The 15,684-nt window shown below is 39.9% G+C and carries 20 protein-coding genes and 2 pseudogenes; 11 read left to right on the forward strand and 11 right to left on the reverse strand.

Annotated features, from left to right (window positions below; all coding sequences use genetic code 11):
• The first annotated feature begins 141 nt into the window (after positions 1–141).
• The 4 genes from CZ382_RS01510 (at position 142) to CZ382_RS01525 (ending at position 3,717) form a co-directional block, all read left to right on the forward strand.
• On the forward strand, positions 142–1,161 hold the full coding sequence (locus CZ382_RS01510) for a DUF3231 family protein (RefSeq protein ID WP_088049487.1): 1,020 nt from the start codon (positions 142–144) through the stop codon (positions 1,159–1,161).
• 181 nt (positions 1,162–1,342) lie between these two features.
• A complete protein-coding gene (locus CZ382_RS01515) occupies positions 1,343–1,876 on the forward strand; it encodes a hypothetical protein (RefSeq protein WP_088049488.1) in 534 nt (177 codons plus the stop codon).
• Between the two features lie 118 nt (positions 1,877–1,994).
• Positions 1,995–2,666: a hypothetical protein gene (locus tag CZ382_RS01520; RefSeq protein WP_230856080.1), complete on the forward strand. Its 672-nt coding sequence runs from the start codon at positions 1,995–1,997 to the stop codon at positions 2,664–2,666.
• A gap of 130 nt (positions 2,667–2,796) precedes the next feature.
• Positions 2,797–3,717 (forward strand): manganese-dependent inorganic pyrophosphatase, encoded by a 921-nt coding sequence (locus CZ382_RS01525; RefSeq protein ID WP_088049489.1) that lies wholly within the window; start codon positions 2,797–2,799, stop codon positions 3,715–3,717.
• Positions 3,718–3,801: 84 nt separating this feature from the next.
• Here CZ382_RS01525 and CZ382_RS01530 read toward each other — a convergent pair whose 3' ends face one another.
• Entirely contained in the window at positions 3,802–4,149 is a 348-nt protein-coding gene (locus CZ382_RS01530) for a winged helix-turn-helix transcriptional regulator (RefSeq protein WP_088049490.1), read from the reverse strand.
• A 166-nt stretch (positions 4,150–4,315) separates the two neighbouring features.
• Between CZ382_RS01530 and CZ382_RS01535 the strand changes: the two genes are divergently transcribed.
• Complete coding sequence (locus tag CZ382_RS01535) at positions 4,316–5,374, forward strand: LLM class flavin-dependent oxidoreductase (protein WP_088049491.1); 1,059 nt, start codon at positions 4,316–4,318, stop codon at positions 5,372–5,374.
• A 12-nt stretch (positions 5,375–5,386) separates the two neighbouring features.
• A complete protein-coding gene (locus tag CZ382_RS01540) occupies positions 5,387–5,953 on the forward strand; it encodes an NADPH-dependent FMN reductase (RefSeq protein WP_088049492.1) in 567 nt (188 codons plus the stop codon).
• A 94-nt stretch (positions 5,954–6,047) separates the two neighbouring features.
• On the opposite strand, the gene CZ382_RS01545 is transcribed toward CZ382_RS01540, so the two are convergent.
• The 3 genes from CZ382_RS01545 to CZ382_RS01550 all read right to left on the reverse strand — a co-directional run bounded on the left by CZ382_RS01545 (position 6,048) and on the right by CZ382_RS01550 (position 7,048).
• A complete protein-coding gene (locus tag CZ382_RS01545; RefSeq protein ID WP_088049493.1) occupies positions 6,048–6,494 on the reverse strand; it encodes a DinB family protein in 447 nt (148 codons plus the stop codon).
• A gap of 125 nt (positions 6,495–6,619) precedes the next feature.
• Positions 6,620–6,802, reverse strand: coding sequence for a hypothetical protein (locus CZ382_RS23350; protein ID WP_140392709.1), 183 nt, complete (start codon positions 6,800–6,802; stop codon positions 6,620–6,622).
• Between the two features lie 45 nt (positions 6,803–6,847).
• Positions 6,848–7,048 carry a cold-shock protein gene (locus tag CZ382_RS01550; protein ID WP_088049494.1) on the reverse strand — a complete coding sequence of 67 codons (201 nt, stop codon included), beginning with the start codon at positions 7,046–7,048 and terminating at the stop codon, positions 6,848–6,850.
• A 200-nt stretch (positions 7,049–7,248) separates the two neighbouring features.
• Between CZ382_RS01550 and mscL the strand changes: the two genes are divergently transcribed.
• Positions 7,249–7,629, forward strand: a complete 381-nt coding sequence (mscL, locus tag CZ382_RS01555) for a large conductance mechanosensitive channel protein MscL (protein ID WP_088049495.1) — start codon at positions 7,249–7,251, stop codon at positions 7,627–7,629.
• 120 nt (positions 7,630–7,749) lie between these two features.
• Here mscL and CZ382_RS01560 read toward each other — a convergent pair whose 3' ends face one another.
• A complete protein-coding gene (locus CZ382_RS01560) occupies positions 7,750–9,900 on the reverse strand; it encodes a heavy metal translocating P-type ATPase (RefSeq protein WP_196406318.1) in 2,151 nt (716 codons plus the stop codon).
• Positions 9,887–10,231, reverse strand: a complete 345-nt coding sequence (locus CZ382_RS01565) for an ArsR/SmtB family transcription factor (protein WP_088050941.1) — start codon at positions 10,229–10,231, stop codon at positions 9,887–9,889. The genes CZ382_RS01560 and CZ382_RS01565 overlap by 14 nt, the downstream gene beginning before the upstream one ends.
• Before the next feature lie 237 nt (positions 10,232–10,468).
• On the opposite strand from CZ382_RS01565, the gene CZ382_RS01570 reads away from it, so the two are divergent.
• The 4 genes and pseudogenes from CZ382_RS01570 (at position 10,469) to CZ382_RS01585 (ending at position 12,450) form a co-directional block, all read left to right on the forward strand.
• The gene (locus CZ382_RS01570; protein ID WP_088049496.1) at positions 10,469–10,891 is read left to right on the forward strand and encodes an NUDIX hydrolase; all 423 of its coding nucleotides are present in this window, start codon (positions 10,469–10,471) and stop codon (positions 10,889–10,891) included.
• 48 nt (positions 10,892–10,939) lie between these two features.
• Positions 10,940–11,041: pseudogene (locus CZ382_RS24100) on the forward strand (HIT family hydrolase); the annotation flags it as partial.
• Between the two features lie 36 nt (positions 11,042–11,077).
• A complete protein-coding gene (locus tag CZ382_RS01580) occupies positions 11,078–11,602 on the forward strand; it encodes a GNAT family N-acetyltransferase (protein WP_088049497.1) in 525 nt (174 codons plus the stop codon).
• 303 nt (positions 11,603–11,905) lie between these two features.
• A pseudogene (locus CZ382_RS01585) lies at positions 11,906–12,450 on the forward strand (N-acetyltransferase family protein).
• A 199-nt stretch (positions 12,451–12,649) separates the two neighbouring features.
• Here CZ382_RS01585 and CZ382_RS01590 read toward each other — a convergent pair.
• From CZ382_RS01590 to CZ382_RS01610, 5 genes are all read right to left on the reverse strand, one after another.
• Positions 12,650–13,123 carry a DUF3278 domain-containing protein gene (locus CZ382_RS01590; protein ID WP_088049498.1) on the reverse strand — a complete coding sequence of 158 codons (474 nt, stop codon included), beginning with the start codon at positions 13,121–13,123 and terminating at the stop codon, positions 12,650–12,652.
• Position 13,124: 1 nt separating this feature from the next.
• Positions 13,125–13,319 carry a helix-turn-helix transcriptional regulator gene (locus tag CZ382_RS01595; RefSeq protein WP_088049499.1) on the reverse strand — a complete coding sequence of 65 codons (195 nt, stop codon included), beginning with the start codon at positions 13,317–13,319 and terminating at the stop codon, positions 13,125–13,127.
• Between the two features lie 48 nt (positions 13,320–13,367).
• Positions 13,368–13,640, reverse strand: coding sequence for a hypothetical protein (locus CZ382_RS01600; RefSeq protein WP_088049500.1), 273 nt, complete (start codon positions 13,638–13,640; stop codon positions 13,368–13,370).
• Between the two features lie 120 nt (positions 13,641–13,760).
• Positions 13,761–14,876, reverse strand: a complete 1,116-nt coding sequence (menC, locus tag CZ382_RS01605) for an o-succinylbenzoate synthase (protein WP_200809506.1) — start codon at positions 14,874–14,876, stop codon at positions 13,761–13,763.
• Between the two features lie 16 nt (positions 14,877–14,892).
• Positions 14,893–15,669 carry a GNAT family N-acetyltransferase gene (locus CZ382_RS01610; RefSeq protein ID WP_088049501.1) on the reverse strand — a complete coding sequence of 259 codons (777 nt, stop codon included), beginning with the start codon at positions 15,667–15,669 and terminating at the stop codon, positions 14,893–14,895.
• Positions 15,670–15,684: the final 15 nt, after the last annotated feature.

The raw sequence follows: 15,684 nt of genomic DNA on the forward strand, positions 1-15,684 counted from the left end.
ACTTCCTGAATTTTGTCAAACATTATTCGCGTAATGTGAACAGTCTCCTGGCACGATCCCACCATAGCTTCACCAGTGAATAATCGATCCACTTTAGGCAAAAACTAGTTGCAAATAAGGCCCTTTTTAGGAGGATTTCGAATGAGCCATCAACCGATCCATCTTACATCATCTGAAATAGCTTCCCTATGGACTGCATATATGAATGATAGTATGTCCGTATGCGTATTGCGTTTTATGTTAAAAGATTTGCAGGATGAGGAAATTAGGGAGCAGGTCCAATATGCCTATGACATTTCTACAGGACATTTGGAAGAATTAACAGCCTTGTTTAGACAGGAAAAATATGCAATTCCGAATGGATTCACTGAACAGGATGTTAATATGGATGCCCCGTGGTTATTTTCCGATGTCTTTTGTTTAACTTATGTAAACCAAATGGCAAGGGTAGGGATGCTGGCCTACAGTGGCTTTTTAGCAATGAGTGCACGTTCTGATATTCGTATGTATTTTACAAATGCTTTATCGCAAACCGCAACACTTTATAATCAAACGACGGAAACGGCTATTGCAAAAGGGTTATATGCGCGACCACCATATATCGAATTACCCAAGGAATCTGACTATGTGAATAATAAAAAGTATTTAAAAGGATTAAACCCCTTCAGCACGAAACGGCCATTAAATGCAATAGAAATTTCTTATTTATACATGAATATCATAACAAATCATGTAGGTGTAAAGCTTAGTATCAGTTTTGCACAAACCTCTCCGACAAAAGAGGTTCGGGAATATATGCTGCGCGGGAATAAGATATCAGGTAAGCATATTAAAATTTTTGCGGACACCCTTTTGGAAAACAATATTCAAGCAGCACAACTACCTGATGTAGCCGTTAGTGATTCGAGTACGAAGACATTCTCCGATAAATTACTTATGTTTCATATGTCGTTGCTTGCTTCTTCTGGAATAGGAAATTATGCGACTGCTGCGGCTGCCAGTCAACGCAGTGATTTAGCGGTTAATTATGAACGGCTCTCATTCGAAATTGCCCAATATGCCAAAGACGGTGCTGATTTGATGATTAAACATGCCTGGCTGGAGCAGCCGCCGGGAGTTATAGACCGGGAGCAATTAGCAAAGCGAAAGGATCAAACATAATACGAAATGGAATAGTCCATAAAAAATGGAACGGTGTTTTACTTCCAATTGAAAATATAATACACACGTCATCTGGAACAATGGAACTGAAAGGGTGGAAATACATCTTTTCAGTTTTATTAGTTTTTGGAAGGGTAGTCTTTACGCAATGTAGAATACTATATAGGGAGGGGGAAAGTAAATGAAGGAAAATTTGATTGCTAAAATTCTGTTTATCATTGGAACTGCCATCATGGTTATTGGCTTTATCACGGGGCTAGCTGTCGGTAATATGAGTTATGATTATGATTTCGGAATCGGAGGCGGGATGGTGTGGTCCATATTCTTTACCTACTTTTTCGCAGGTATTATATCCGGAATGTTGTTTATCGGTCTCTCTGAAATAATTAGGCTGCTGCACAGTATGAATAATGAAATTGGTTATAAAACACCAATGCCCGAGAAAGCTCCGGCAGATTCATCTCAAAATCAACCGCCAGACAAATGGGGAGTAAGTCAAACAGATAAAGAAAAAATTTATGATTTATATCAAAATGAGCGTATATTAGAAATTATTCCATCTAATATTGAAGGATATTGCTTGGTTAAAATGGCTGATGATAGTGGAAAGCAGTTTGTCCGGATTGTGGACATTGGTGGATTCGGGGCAACCGAAACGAACGAAACAGCCATTAAACAGCGTGTTATCGCGTGGTATAATGAGAAAGGAAATTAGTGGAAACTATTAATTGGATTAATGTGAAATCGATCGTGAAACTGATCGAGAGGGCAGGAAAAACGATCGAGTGCACCTTGAAATCGATCAAGCCTTCTAAAAATTCGATCGAGAGGACGTGGGAATTGATCGACTTATCAAGGAACTCGATCTAACCACCTACGATCCAACGCAACAGTCACCGAAAGGGGTTGTCAGTTTGGGGAAACATGGAAGGAAAATGGGCTGGTTTGGCTGGACTTTTACTACTGTTATTCTAGTCGTATTGGCAGGTTCATTGCTATTCTTTTCAAATCTATTCTATTTAGATCTTACCGCATTTTTCGATCGTGACCAGCAAAAAACAGTGGCCAAGGAAGAGAAAGATAAGACAGACAATAACAAGGAAGCAAAAGCGAAGGAAACAGTAGATAAAGTGGAAGAAGTCCAAGATACTGTTGGACAATCTCATAAGGAAATCGGCAAATTCGTTTCGGACATGCATGACTTTTATAATGAAACGACAGGCTACGGTGCAATTAATTCACTGGATTGGGTTGAACAAACAAAGCAGGCTGAGAAGGTTTCCGTGGGGATAGATGAGGAGGTTACCAGCGTTAAAAGTGATGCGTTGAGAACGGATCTGGAACATATCAAACAGACTGCTGATACTGTTTTAAGCAAGAAAACAACGGACAGTGTACGGAATCTGCACCGTTTATTTCATGACCTTGATATCGCGCTCAATGACTATAATGGCTATGATAAAATTTGGGGCGTGACCGAGACGTTAAAGGCAGTACATAATTGATTAGCATTAAAAAGCTCGAAAGCGGCTTCATTCGTTTCGGCTTATAACAAACCAAGGTCAAGTACTTTTCTAATTTGCACTGTTACCCTATAATTGAGATACATGATATTAATTTGATAGGAGAGTTACCATGGAAAAAACATTCATATTTGGACACAAAAATCCCGACACAGATACAATCACAGCTGCACTTGCATATGCGCATTTGAAAAATGAATTGGGGGCTGACGCAGAGCCTGTCCGTTTAGGTGAGGTTAATAAAGAAACACAATATGCCCTTGATTATTTTAACGTAAAAGCACCACGTTTAATTGAAACGGTTCCGGAAAATAGTGATGTTATTTTGGTCGATCACAATGAATTCCAGCAAAGTGTGAACAATATTAACAATGCGCGCATTGTGGAAGTTATTGACCATCACCGGGTGGCAAATTTTGAAACGAAAGAGCCATTATATTTCCGCGTGGAGCCTGTTGGCTGTACAGCAACGATTTTAAAGAAAATGTATCAGGAAAACGATGTAGCCATTACGAAGGAAATTGCTGGATTACTCGTTTCTGCGATTATTTCCGATTCGTTATTGTTGAAGTCACCAACATGTACGCAGGAAGATATCGATGCAGCACATGAGTTGGCGAAAATTGCTGGCGTTGATCTTGAAAAATATGGTTTGGACATGCTGCAGGCCGGGGCTGATCTGAGCGACAAAACAATGGCAGAACTTATCTCAATGGATGCCAAAGAATTTGACATGAACGGTTCAAAAGTAGAAATCGCTCAGGTTAACGCGGTTGACACAAGTGCTGTTTTAGCCCATCAGGCGGAACTGGAAAAGGAAATCAACCATACAATTGAGAGAAAAAATCTGGATTTATTCCTATTTGTTGTGACCGACATTATTAACAATGATTCGGATGCACTGGCACTTGGTAAAGCAAAAGATAATATAGAAAAGGCATTTGACGTTACTTTGGAAAACAACCGTGCACTTTTAAAAGGTGTCGTATCAAGGAAGAAGCAGATTGTGACAAGTTTGACGGAAACATTTTAATATAAGTAAGTGCCCCTCCTGCGATACAGGAAGGGCCTTTTTAAAGGTATAAATACTACGCTTAACACTAGTTTGGCGGCATAGTTAAGAGCTGTTCTGATTCATCTTTTCCATCTTATGCTGCGTATGCTTTGTTCCCCATTCATGCATGGCTTCCAAAATTGGTTCCAAGCTTCTGCCATATTCTGTAATGGAATACTCCACTTTGGGTGGGACCTGCGGGTAAACAACACGCTTTATGATGTCTTCATCCTCTAATTCCCGAAGCTGCTTTGTCAGCATCTTCTGCGTAATTCCAGGCATGCTGCGTTTTAGTTCACTAAAACGTTTGGTGCCTTCCTGCAATAGATGTAATAAAATAATCGGTTTCCATTTCCCAACTAAAATACTTAACGCATCCTCAACACGACATTCCTCCGGTGTTTTTTTCATTCTATCACTCCTGAGTATCCTTTTGTATACTATACCACAAAAAAGTGCGTACTTATGTTATTGGCTATTATACTCTATAATAACATTGTGAACGATTAATGGAAAAGCAGAAAACGTGCAATATAAAGTCGATAAATAGTATAGTAAGAAAGGTTGAATATAATAGATGGAAAAATACCGTATCGATCAACATAAAGGGCTGGAGTTTGGTATTTATACACTGGGTGATCACTTGTCTAATCCTGGAACAGGCGAGCGAATTTCAGCAGAGCAGCGTATTCATGAAATCATTGAATATGCGAAGCTGGCCGAACAGGCAGGGATTGACTTTTTTAGTGTTGGGGAGAGTCATCAGGAATATTTTGCAACCCAGGCACACGCTGTTGTTCTCTCCGCTATTGCCCAGGCAACCGAAACAATCAAACTTGGAAGCTCCTCTACGATTATCAGTACATCTGATCCAGTAAGGGTATACGAGAATTTCGCAACGATTGATTTAATTTCAAAAGGTCGTGCCGAGATCATTGCCGGTCGTGCATCCAGAGTAGGACTCTTTGAATTATTAGGTTATAATCTTCGTGATTATGAAGAATTGTTTGAGGAAAAATTTGATCTCTTGGTAAAAATTAATGAAGAGGAAGTTGTTAATTGGAATGGCGAATTTCGTGCACCATTAAATAATGCACAGGTACTTCCGCGTCCACAAAATGGCTCCATCCCGATCTGGCGTGCGGTCGGTGGCTCGCCTGCTAGTGCTATGAAAGCAGGCTATGCCGGAGTTGGGATGTTTATGGCTCATTTAGGCGGTCCGGCCACTGTTTTCAAACGAACAGTTGATGCGTATCGTGATGCTGCACGAAGCCGTGGCTTTGATCCAGCTGAACTGCCAGTAGCAACGGCCGGATTTTTCTATGCCGCTGAAACATCGCAGCAAGCGTTAAAGGAATTATATCCTCATATTAATGAAGGGATGAAGAAAACGAATGGACAAGGCTTTCCTAAGCAGCACTTTGCCCAAGGTGTGGATCCGCATAACATCATGAACATCGGCAGTCCGCAGCAAATTATTGAAAAGATCCTCTATCAGCATGAACTATTCGGTCATCAGCGTTATATCGCGCAAATTGATTTCGGTGGGATGCCTTTTAATAAGTTACGGAAAAATATTGAGATAATTGGTACGGAAATTTTACCTGCAATTAAAAAATATACAGCAAAAGACTAGGGGGAAAGACAAATGAAGCTTGTTGCATTATCTGGGTCAATCATTGGTTCCAAAACAAGAACAGCGATGGACTATTGCCTAAAAGCAGTCACTGAAAAATATCCAGAGATGCAAGTGACATTACTTGATTTGGCAGATTATAACGTCCAGTTTAGTGATGGCCGTAATTATTTGGAATATGAAGGGGACACAAAATATGTAGCAAAGAGAATCATGGAGGCGGATGCGGTTATTATCGGGACACCGATTTTTCAAGCTTCCATCCCAGCTACATTGAAGAATATATTTGATTTACTTCCGGAAAAGGCCTTTCGCGATAAAGTTGTCAGTATCCTGGTGACAGCAGGATCATCCAAGCATTATCTAATTGCTGAGCAGCAATTAAAACCAATTCTATCCTATATGAAAGCACAATTAGTGCAGACATATGTATTTATCGAGGAAAAGGATTTTTACCGGAAAGAAATTACCAATGATGATATATTGTTCCGGATTCATCGTTTGGTTGAGGATACTGTCGTATTAGCGGAAACGTATATAAACATTCGGGAATCGAAGGAAGCAGAATATGGTTTTTGACTTAGGATATAGAAAAAGGTATAATTTCTCAAATTTGAGGAATTATACCTTTTTATTTTCAGTGCTTGTTGCTTAGAGGTTATGCTAAGTCGATTTAGGCTTCAATGATCCGTTTCATTGCCTTTATCTGACCCAGATGCTCTGCTTCGTGATGAATAGATAAATCATATAAATCCCCATACGTTTTAAAATCTCCAAATGGCAGCGTGAACGTTAATTCCGTCTGCATATATTTATCAGAAAGCTCGTTGAGTCGGGTTAACTGTTCTTCCAGATAACTAATGATTTCTTGTAAAGCAGGTACTTCCTCAGGCCAATCAGCCGGTTTGGTTCCCGATTTAAAAAAGTCGTTATAGGATTCGGGAATATTTGTTGATTGCTTTGGATAGCCAAAAAGAAAGCTTTCCGTAGTAACAAGCACATGACCAACATGCCAATGCAACGTATTGCGAAAACCTTTAGGCTGTACAGCAATGATGTTTTCATCCAGTTTTCTGACAAACTTTAGAAATGAACTTCTTGTGAAATCGTATCGTGACATTTTATCGACTCCTTGTAAAATAGCTTCTTTATTAACTATAGAATTACAAGGATCAAATGTAAACTATTGTGTTTCATCACTGGAGGAAACGTAAGATGGTAGATGCGGGGTGGGAATTGCAGTAGTTAAGTACTAATATCAACAGAAAAGGACGAAATATCAACAGTGAAAAATGCAATATCAACAGGAAACAACAGAATATCGACAGTAAAACATGCAATATCAACAGGAAATCCCAGAATATCGACAGCAAAATACGAAACATCAACGGGATCGGGGCAATACATCATCCTAAATATTAGGCACACAAAAAGCTCTCCCCGAAATCGGGGAGAGCTTTTCTGTAACATTACTTACGCTTTTTCAACGTTAGCAGCTTGTGGTCCGCGGTTGCCTTCTTCGATATCGAAGCGAACTGCTTGACCTTCTTCTAAAGTTTTGAATCCTTCACCTTGAATAGCAGAGAAGTGTACGAATACGTCATCTCCACCTTCTACTTCGATGAAACCGAAACCTTTGTCTGCGTTAAACCATTTTACTGTACCGTTATTCATTCTTTTTCCTCCAAGTGCTCGTTTGCACGTTATTACTATTCTTGCTCTTACATATTCAGGGTAATAGCCTTACATATTCCGAACGCCAATAGTTGATCTTATTATACCACGAAAACTTTAAAAGATACAGGAAATTTTTAAAAACTTCTTCCCATTGTGTATAATAGGGGTTATTCACCCGAAGAAGTGGAGGAAAAAGTATGTGGAAAGATTTTAAAGCCTTTATTGCGCAAGGAAATGTCATGGAACTGGCTGTTGCGGTCGTGATGGGGGCAGCGTTTGGAAAAATTGTTTCATCCTTGGTTGATAACATTATTATGCCATTGGTTGGAATTTTATTAAATGGTATCGATTTTTCCAACCTAAAGCTTAAAGTTGGTGAGGCAAAGATATTGTACGGTGAATTTATCCAATCCATTGTTGACTTCTTCATTATTGCCCTAGCTATTTTTTTGTTTATCCGATTGTTATCGAAATTCAAACGTAAGAAGAATGAGGAAGTTGACGAAGAACCGGCAATTGATCAGAAGGAGGAGCTGCTTAAAGAGATACGCGATCTATTGAAGGAAAATAGCAATTAATAACGAAAAACAGGTCCCTATTGTTTTAATTATTTAAAATGAGTAGGGTCCTGTTTCATTCAGCCTCCGCCCCCAGCGACTGGTGGTAACACCCGTCTCCTTATAACAAGTTAACATGGGTTATAGACGGGTGCTTCCACTTTTATTAGGTAAATAATTTGACCGTATTAGCCGTAATGAATTCAGCATTACGATAAGGGTTGCCCCCATATCGGCTAAAATAGCAATCCATAATGTTAAGAGGCCAGGTATTGTTAATAAGAGTGCGATCAGTTTTAATCCGAATGCAAGACCGATGTTTTCTTTAATAATCCGTAATGTTTTTCGGCTAAGGTCAATAGTATATGGCAGTTTTGTCAAATCGTCTCCCATAAGGGCAATATCAGCAGTTTCAAGGGCTGCATCTGTCCCGGCACCCCCCATTGCGATGCCAACTGTAGCGGTTGCAAGCGCAGGGGCATCATTCACGCCATCCCCGATCATGGCAGTTTTACCATGCTGTTTCTGCATGGCCTGAATAGTACGCAACTTATCTTCCGGCAGCAAATTTGCTTGGACATTGGTAATACCAATCGATTTTCCGATTGCCTTACCAGTTGCTTGATTGTCGCCAGTCAGCATAACGGTTTCCTTGATACCAGTTTGCTGCAGTTGTTTGATAATTGCATGACTATCTCCCCGGATTTGGTCGGCAATCCCGAACAGCCCCAATATTACGTTATTGTTGGCAAGAAGAACAACTGTATTCCCGGCGTTTTGCAGCTGATTAATTTTTTCCAAAAGATCAGCTGATAAGGCTGCGTGACCGTTGAACAGGGAAGGGCTGCCGATTTGATATTCTCTTCCTTCAATCCGAGCAGTAGCTCCTTTGCCAGTAATCGAATGAAAATCAGTCGCGATTATTTTTTCACAGGAACGTTGTTTAGCAGCCTTCATAACCGCTTGTGCTAATGGATGCTGGGAAAAATGCTCAATCGCTGCAGCATACGAAAGTATTTTTTCTGCTGTATTTCCAGCTAACGGCACGACTGTTGTGACCTCTGGCTCTCCTTTTGTCAGTGTACCAGTTTTATCAAAGGCCATTACTTGCAGGCGTCCGGCTTCTTCTAAATGAATCCCGCCTTTTATTAACACACCGTTGCGCGCTGCATTTCCGATTGCCGTTACGATGGAGACCGGTGTGGAAATGACTAAGGCACATGGACAGCCAACAACAAGAACGGCTAAACCTTGATAGATCCATGTTGACCAGACAGCACCGAATAGAAGGGGAGGTACAACCGCTACAAGAAAAGCGATGAGCATGATCGCCGGCGTGTAATAGTTAGCGAAACGATCGACAAACTTTTGTGATGGGGCCTTTTCAGCCTGTGCTTCCTCTACTAAATGAATGATTTTGGCGATTGTAGTGTCTTCTGCCCGTTTTGTTACGCGTACCTCCAGTGATCCTTCTTCATTCAATGTCCCGGCAAATACCTCATCACCCTGCGCTTTGAAAACAGGAATCGACTCACCAGTTATCGATGCTTGATTGACGGACGATGTTCCACTAACAATCTGGCCGTCCATAGCAATTTTCTCACCAGGCTTCACGATCATCGTATCGCCGATTACAATATCTTTTACTAGAACAGTTATAAATTCGTTATCTCGTTTAATCGTAGCTTTGGATGGGGCGGTATTAATGAGCGACGTGAGCGAATGCCGCGCCTTATCCATCGAATAGCTCTCTAATGCTTCACTCAGCGCAAACAGGAAAACAACAACCGCTCCTTCTGCCCATTCGCCAATTAGCACAGCTCCGATAATGGCAACGGTCATGAGTGTTTTCATATCAAAATCAAGATGGAGTAAATGGCTCAAACCTTCTTTAAAAAGGGTCGTTCCACCAACAATGATGGCAATCGCGAAACTGCCAATTGACAGGAAATGGGCTTCATCAAATGCGAAACGAAATGTGTATCCGATAATGATAAAGACAAGCGATAGAAGGGTAGGGATGTTCGCCCGTTTTTTCCAGAAAGGTGTGTGATTTTCAGCAGGCCGTTGTGTTTCCTGGTACACTTTAATCCCATCAAATGCACCTGCTTCTTCTAATTGCGCTACTGTTACTTTCCCCTTAACCTTCAGCTTTGCGGCACCAAAATTTAATTCAACACCTTCAACCGTAGAGATCCCCCGGACATTATTTTCAAATTTGGCCGCACAATTCGTGCAGGACAAGCCTTGTAACCGGTACGTATTTTCCTCACTCATGTTACTCATGTTCATCTTCCTCTCCGTGAGCCAGGGCAATGTTCACGAGTTGATGGATATGCTCGTCGGCTAATGAGTAAAAAATCCGTTTTCCCTCACGCCGCTTCTTCGCTATATTCATGTTTTTCAGTGTGCGTAAATGATGAGATGCTGTTGCGTTGCTTGATCTAATAATGTTGGCAACGTCACAGACACACAGCTCATCCTCAAGTGTCAGGGCATAAGCTACTTTAAGCCTTGTTGCATCTGACAACGCCTTGAAAATCAACTCAACACCGACGATACGCCTGATTTGTGGCCTGATTTTCTTGACTACTTCCTCGTTATAACAATCAACATCGCACATATCAGTATTTTTTACCTGGTTTACTTGCTCACGCAATTTATTCACCTCATTCAAATGATTGTTTGAATGTTTATTTGTATGTAGAATAACGCGTTTTTGTGTGGGTGTCAATGGATTTTATTTTTATAATTTTGTGTTAAAGTATATAAAGAGAAAGCTTGTATTTTTACGAAAAGGCTCTAGTTAGTAAGCAGGACCTATTAATTTAGTAGAGAAAGAAGGGGGGGAGTGTGTTCAATGAATAGAGTAGATGTGGTATATTCGCTTATTTATGATGAAATACAGGAAAAGGTGCTGGTAGTGAAAAACACCAAATACAATAATTGGTCTTTACCAGGTGGGTCTGTTGAAACAGGTGAAACCTTGGCACAAGCAGCTATACGTGAAGCCAAAGAGGAAACAGGGTTAACGATTAAGATTGATCACATACTTGCTGTTAACGAAGCTTTTATGAAAAATGATAATAATCATGCAATTTTTATCACATTTAAAGCAAAAATAATTGGCGGTGAAATTTCAATACAAGATACTGAAACAATATCAGAAGTAAGATGGGTTGATTTAAAAACAGCTGACGAAATGATGCCATATCATAAAAATGGGATTGAGTATTTGTTAAATAAATCAGTTCCATATGTATTTGAAGGAGTGGTAGGTTAATAAAAAACGAGTTCGGTAAAAGGTCTTAACTCACTGGCTAAGATGATGACTGAAAAGAACGGGGCTTGCAGAGTTATTACAAATTTGGGAGACTATCAAGATTCCAAACATCTCCATTGGCATATAGTCTCCGGCCAACCTTTGAAATAAATTGTAGGTTTTAAAAGCTGGAAAGGGTCATTATCTATGGATGTGTTAATAGAGAAATTACAGATTGCGGATGCAGAAGAGTTATATAGGTTTGAACTTGAAAACAGAAGCTTTTTTGAAAAAATGGTACCAACACGGGGCGATGACTACTATAGACCTGAGATATTTAAAAGAAGGCATGTAGCTTTACTTGACGAACAGGCTCAAGGAGGTTCAAATTTCTATTTGATTAAAGATAAAAATGGTTCAATTCTTGGGAGAATGAATTTAGTTGATATTGATAAATCGAAAAAAGTTGGGCATCTGGGCTATAGAGTAGGACAGGTACATACTGGAAAAGGTATTGCGAGTATGGCATTGAAACTGTTACTAGATATTTCCGAAAACAAGGACATAAAACAGATTAAAGCGAAGACGACAACTAATAATATACCGTCCCAAAGGGTTTTAGAGAAGAACGGCTTTGTGCTTAGAGCATACGGTGATGATGAATTCGAAATGAATGGGGATAAATTGAAATTTGTTTATTATTCGTGGGATAAAGGTTTATCCTGTCACTAATTTACTCGAAATGTTGAAAAGGAGGGTTATTAGAAAGGGGATAATTGGAAATTGCTAAGGGAATATATTGAGTTAGAACGGTAATTTTACATTACTATTTAACAGGATAGTAGTAAAAACCAGTCATGTAAATCAACCATTCATCAGCTAAAAAAGCTTTGTTCGGTTGAAGCTGGATTGTTTTCAAGTGTTTAGAAGACCTTAACGGTAAAGATAATTCGCAAAAGGTGAGGGATAGAAACTGGATAATTCAAATATTAATTTCACTGATAGAGTGCTAAGGATAAGGGAATGGAGTATATCATGAAAATAAATCAACAGAAACTTTGCTCTAAGAGAATTAAATATGTTATTAGATCTGCAATCGAAAAGGACGCAACGGAATTATCTCAGTTAAGATTGCAAATTGACGGGGAGACTGAAAATTTGGATAGAGAAAGAGGGGAGGCATACATTGATGTACCAGGATTTCGGCGGATTATAAAACAAGATACCGAGAATTCAAGGAACTTATTTTTAGTAGCTTTAGTTGATGATCAGATCGTCGGATTTTCAAGATGCGAGGGCGTATATTTAAATAGATTTTCTCATAAAGTAGAATTTGGAGTATGTGTATTAAAAGCTTTTAGGGGATATGGATTGGGAAAAATCTTTTAAAAGAATCTATTGCCTGGGCTGACTCCAATGGAATTAAAAAAATTACATTGAGTGTTTTAGAAACAAACGATAAAGCTGTTAATCTTTATAGGAAATTTGGCTTCGAAATAGAAGGTGTATTAAAAAAAGATAAAATTCTTTCTGATGGTAACTATTATAATACCATTGTTATGGGGAAATTTTATGACTGAATGGGGGCTTAATTGTGAGATGTACAAGCATTTCTCGAAAATAACTAGAGGCTTTGTAAGAGGCGCCCCAATTACAAAACCTTCAACATTAAAATATGAAAACGTAAATAATACCAGCGATAAAAACAATTGGTGCAATAAACTACCAAGAGCCTGTAAAATCCTTCTTTTCTGTGTTTATGTTGCATCCCTCTGTTTTCTAATCATCAAGCAATTCCTGATTCTTTTTATATGACTTTTTCAAAGATAGGTAACCCCAGGCGAATAAGAAAATGGCGGCTAGTATGGCAGGGCCAATTATATCAAGAACACCTTCCCAATCGGTAGGGAACCCCTGAATAATGATATAGGCAATTGGATAAATGGCTAAATAAATCAAACTTCGCATAAAGATCGCCTTTTTTTCTTTTTTATACCTCTTCTTCGTCGTGATATCGGGATATTCGATACCAGCAAATGTATAGCGAAGCAAAATATACGATGATAAAAACAGCAGTGCAAAAATCGCCAGACCAAATGCCGGTATATCAAGGTCAATAATGAGTAAATCAATAATTAAATAGAAAAACAACAGCGCAAATAAGATAAAAACAGCCTCTGCCATAAAGTAAAGCATTTTTCTTTCCTTATATTCATCCTTAGGCAAAAACGTCGCAATCCATGATTTTTCCATTCTAGTTTTCCTCCCAAAATAAGTCATCCAGTGTTTTATCCAATGTTTTTGCAATGGCTATGCAAAGCTGCAGGCTTGGATTATATCTTCCTTTCTCAATCAAGCCAACTGTTTGGCGCGTAACCCCTACTTTACTAGCCAGTTGTGCCTGTGTCAGCGATTTCTCTGTCCTCGCTAATTTAATCCGGTTATTCATAGATTCACCATCCATGTAAACTATATATGTCATTATGTAATTTATATATTACATTGTTGCGATCGAAATGTCAATATTTTTCTGCGGCTTCTGGATCCGCTGATCAAACGCCAAAAGCCGCCGATCAAGGTCCAAAAGCCGCTGATCAAGGTCCAAAAGCCGCCGATCAAAAGCTAAAAGCCGCTGATCAAACGCTAAAAGTCGCCGATCGAACTCCAAAATTGCTGATCCCGAGCCAAAATCTACCGCCCGCAATCCAGGAAACCACCGATCCAACGAAAAAAGGGCATCCGTATCATAACGAACACCCAGGTCAAACATTTATCCAATTTCACTTGTGTTTTCGTGAACGGCCCTGTGACAACGCCTGCACTAGCACGTCCTCTGCGTCGGAAACCCCAGCTGAATGAAATTTCACTTTATAGAAAAACATTATGGTAATCAGAAACGAAATGTCTTCGTTTTAACAGTAAACTTTTTCAGTGCCGCTTCATCGATGTCGTAACCAATTCCCGGCTTGTCTGGAACCGTAATCACCCCATTTTCCACGATTACTTCAGGGCGAATGATGTCTTTTTGCCAGTAGCGGGATGAGCCTGCCGTATCACCAGGCAATGTGAATCCCGGTAATGTCGTTAAAGCAACGTTATGGGCACGTCCAACCCCAGCCTCGAGCATGCCGCCACACCAGACATCGATACGTTGTTCTTTACAATAATCATGGATTCGTTTCGCCTCTGTAAGTCCACCGACACGGCCAATTTTAATATTGATAATCTTGCAGCTTCCCAATTGGATTGCCTTTTTGGCATCCGCCAGCGAATGAATGCTTTCATCCAGACAAATTGGTGTTCTTAAAGCTTTCTGTAGCTTCGCATGATCAACAATATCATCATGCTCCAATGGTTGCTCGATCATCATTAAATTGAAGTCATCCAGCTTTTGCAGATGCGTGATATCCTTAAGCGTATAAGCTGAATTGGCATCGGCCATAATTGGTAAATCAGGGAAGTGGGCACGTACCTCCTGAAGTACGTTCACATCTTTACCCGGCTTTATTTTCAATTTAATCCGTTTATAGCCTTCCTGGGCATAATGATCAATTGTATTTAACAGATCTTTCACAGTAGGTTGAATGCCGATGCTGATCCCCACATCAATTTCGGTCTTCTTACCGCCGAGTGCCTTGGCCAGGGGGAGATGTTTACGTTTGGCGTATAGGTCCCAAACCGCTCCCTCAATTGCTGATTTCGCCATGTTATTTCGCCGTATTGAAGAAAAAAGGTCTGAAACATCATCGGGGTGATGGATCGTATTTTCCTGTAAAATCGGGATCAAGAAATCCTCGACCACATGCTGATTCGTTTTAACCGTTTCCTCGCTGTACCAAGGACTGGAGAATGCGACTGATTCACCAAATCCGCGATTTCCGTCCTTATCAACCGCTTCGAGGATAAAAAATTCCTTGTCTTGAAACGTACCGAAACTGGTTGTAAATGGATCGTTTAACCGCATATTCAATTTGTGCAGTTTTATTTCTTTCATTGGAATTGTCATGTTGGATCGCCTCCGATTAGTTGAAAAAATAATAGCTTACTTGTTTAGCAGGATCCCGAACAAGATCAACTGCCTGGTAACCTTTCGAAAATAGTTTTTTAAAAACGTGTCTTGTTTCATAGCGCCATGCTTTAGCAACTGCAATATCCTGATGCTTAATTGCTTGGAAATTTTCCGGGATAGCAACGAACCAGCCATATTGACCGTTTATTACAATATCATTCACCACCGGAAACCCATCATCATTTCGATCAAGTAATACACTATCCTCATCAAATGTTGTTTTCATTACAGGGATTTCTTTGTTCAGCCACCATTCGATTTGAATCCGATCCGTTGGCAGCCCTTGATTTAGCCCATCATCCATTTTTCCATAATGATTAACATGGTAATGGGCACCGACCGCGCCGATTTTGTGCAAGTTTAAATATGCATTTAAACTTTCCAGCGGGTCAAACGTCCATGTTATCATCGCGTAACCTTTTTGTTTTGCCAGCTCGGCCTGCTTACATTTCATCAGCAACCCAAGTCCATCCTGCCGATATACAGGCAGAATCCCGAGCATATGGGAGCATAAATAAGGAATATCCCCAGCAAACCCGGCAAAGCTGTATAAAAACCCAATCATTGTTTCCTGTTTGAATGCTCCTAAAATGATTCCGCCGTTATTTAATGCCGTATAAGTTTGATGAATGGGGATAGGCGGCATATGCCATACTGCCTTTTCCACATGTTGCATTTCAGTTAGTTCATCTAATGTTGTCAGTTCTCGGATTTCGATTTGTTCCGTCATGAAAGATGCTCCTTA

Source organism: Virgibacillus dakarensis (genome assembly GCF_900155625.1).
Lineage (GTDB): Bacteria > Bacillota > Bacilli > Bacillales > Amphibacillaceae > Lentibacillus_C > Lentibacillus_C populi.

Coding starts and splice junctions, on each gene's coding strand:
- CZ382_RS01510 (WP_088049487.1), top strand. CDS start 142: ATGAGCCATCAACCGATCCATCTTACATCATCTGAAATAGCTTCCCTA.
- CZ382_RS01515 (WP_088049488.1), top strand. CDS start 1,343: ATGAAGGAAAATTTGATTGCTAAAATTCTGTTTATCATTGGAACTGCC.
- CZ382_RS01525 (WP_088049489.1), top strand. CDS start 2,797: ATGGAAAAAACATTCATATTTGGACACAAAAATCCCGACACAGATACA.
- CZ382_RS01530 (WP_088049490.1), bottom strand. CDS start 4,149: ATGAAAAAAACACCGGAGGAATGTCGTGTTGAGGATGCGTTAAGTATT.
- CZ382_RS01535 (WP_088049491.1), top strand. CDS start 4,316: ATGGAAAAATACCGTATCGATCAACATAAAGGGCTGGAGTTTGGTATT.
- CZ382_RS01540 (WP_088049492.1), top strand. CDS start 5,387: ATGAAGCTTGTTGCATTATCTGGGTCAATCATTGGTTCCAAAACAAGA.
- CZ382_RS01545 (WP_088049493.1), bottom strand. CDS start 6,494: ATGTCACGATACGATTTCACAAGAAGTTCATTTCTAAAGTTTGTCAGA.
- CZ382_RS01550 (WP_088049494.1), bottom strand. CDS start 7,048: ATGAATAACGGTACAGTAAAATGGTTTAACGCAGACAAAGGTTTCGGT.
- mscL (WP_088049495.1), top strand. CDS start 7,249: ATGTGGAAAGATTTTAAAGCCTTTATTGCGCAAGGAAATGTCATGGAA.
- CZ382_RS01560 (WP_196406318.1), bottom strand. CDS start 9,900: ATGAACATGAGTAACATGAGTGAGGAAAATACGTACCGGTTACAAGGC.
- CZ382_RS01565 (WP_088050941.1), bottom strand. CDS start 10,231: ATGTGCGATGTTGATTGTTATAACGAGGAAGTAGTCAAGAAAATCAGG.
- CZ382_RS01570 (WP_088049496.1), top strand. CDS start 10,469: ATGAATAGAGTAGATGTGGTATATTCGCTTATTTATGATGAAATACAG.
- CZ382_RS01580 (WP_088049497.1), top strand. CDS start 11,078: ATGGATGTGTTAATAGAGAAATTACAGATTGCGGATGCAGAAGAGTTA.
- CZ382_RS01590 (WP_088049498.1), bottom strand. CDS start 13,123: ATGGAAAAATCATGGATTGCGACGTTTTTGCCTAAGGATGAATATAAG.
- CZ382_RS01595 (WP_088049499.1), bottom strand. CDS start 13,319: ATGAATAACCGGATTAAATTAGCGAGGACAGAGAAATCGCTGACACAG.
- CZ382_RS01600 (WP_088049500.1), bottom strand. CDS start 13,640: ATGTTTGACCTGGGTGTTCGTTATGATACGGATGCCCTTTTTTCGTTG.
- menC (WP_200809506.1), bottom strand. CDS start 14,876: ATGACAATTCCAATGAAAGAAATAAAACTGCACAAATTGAATATGCGG.
- CZ382_RS01610 (WP_088049501.1), bottom strand. CDS start 15,669: ATGACGGAACAAATCGAAATCCGAGAACTGACAACATTAGATGAACTA.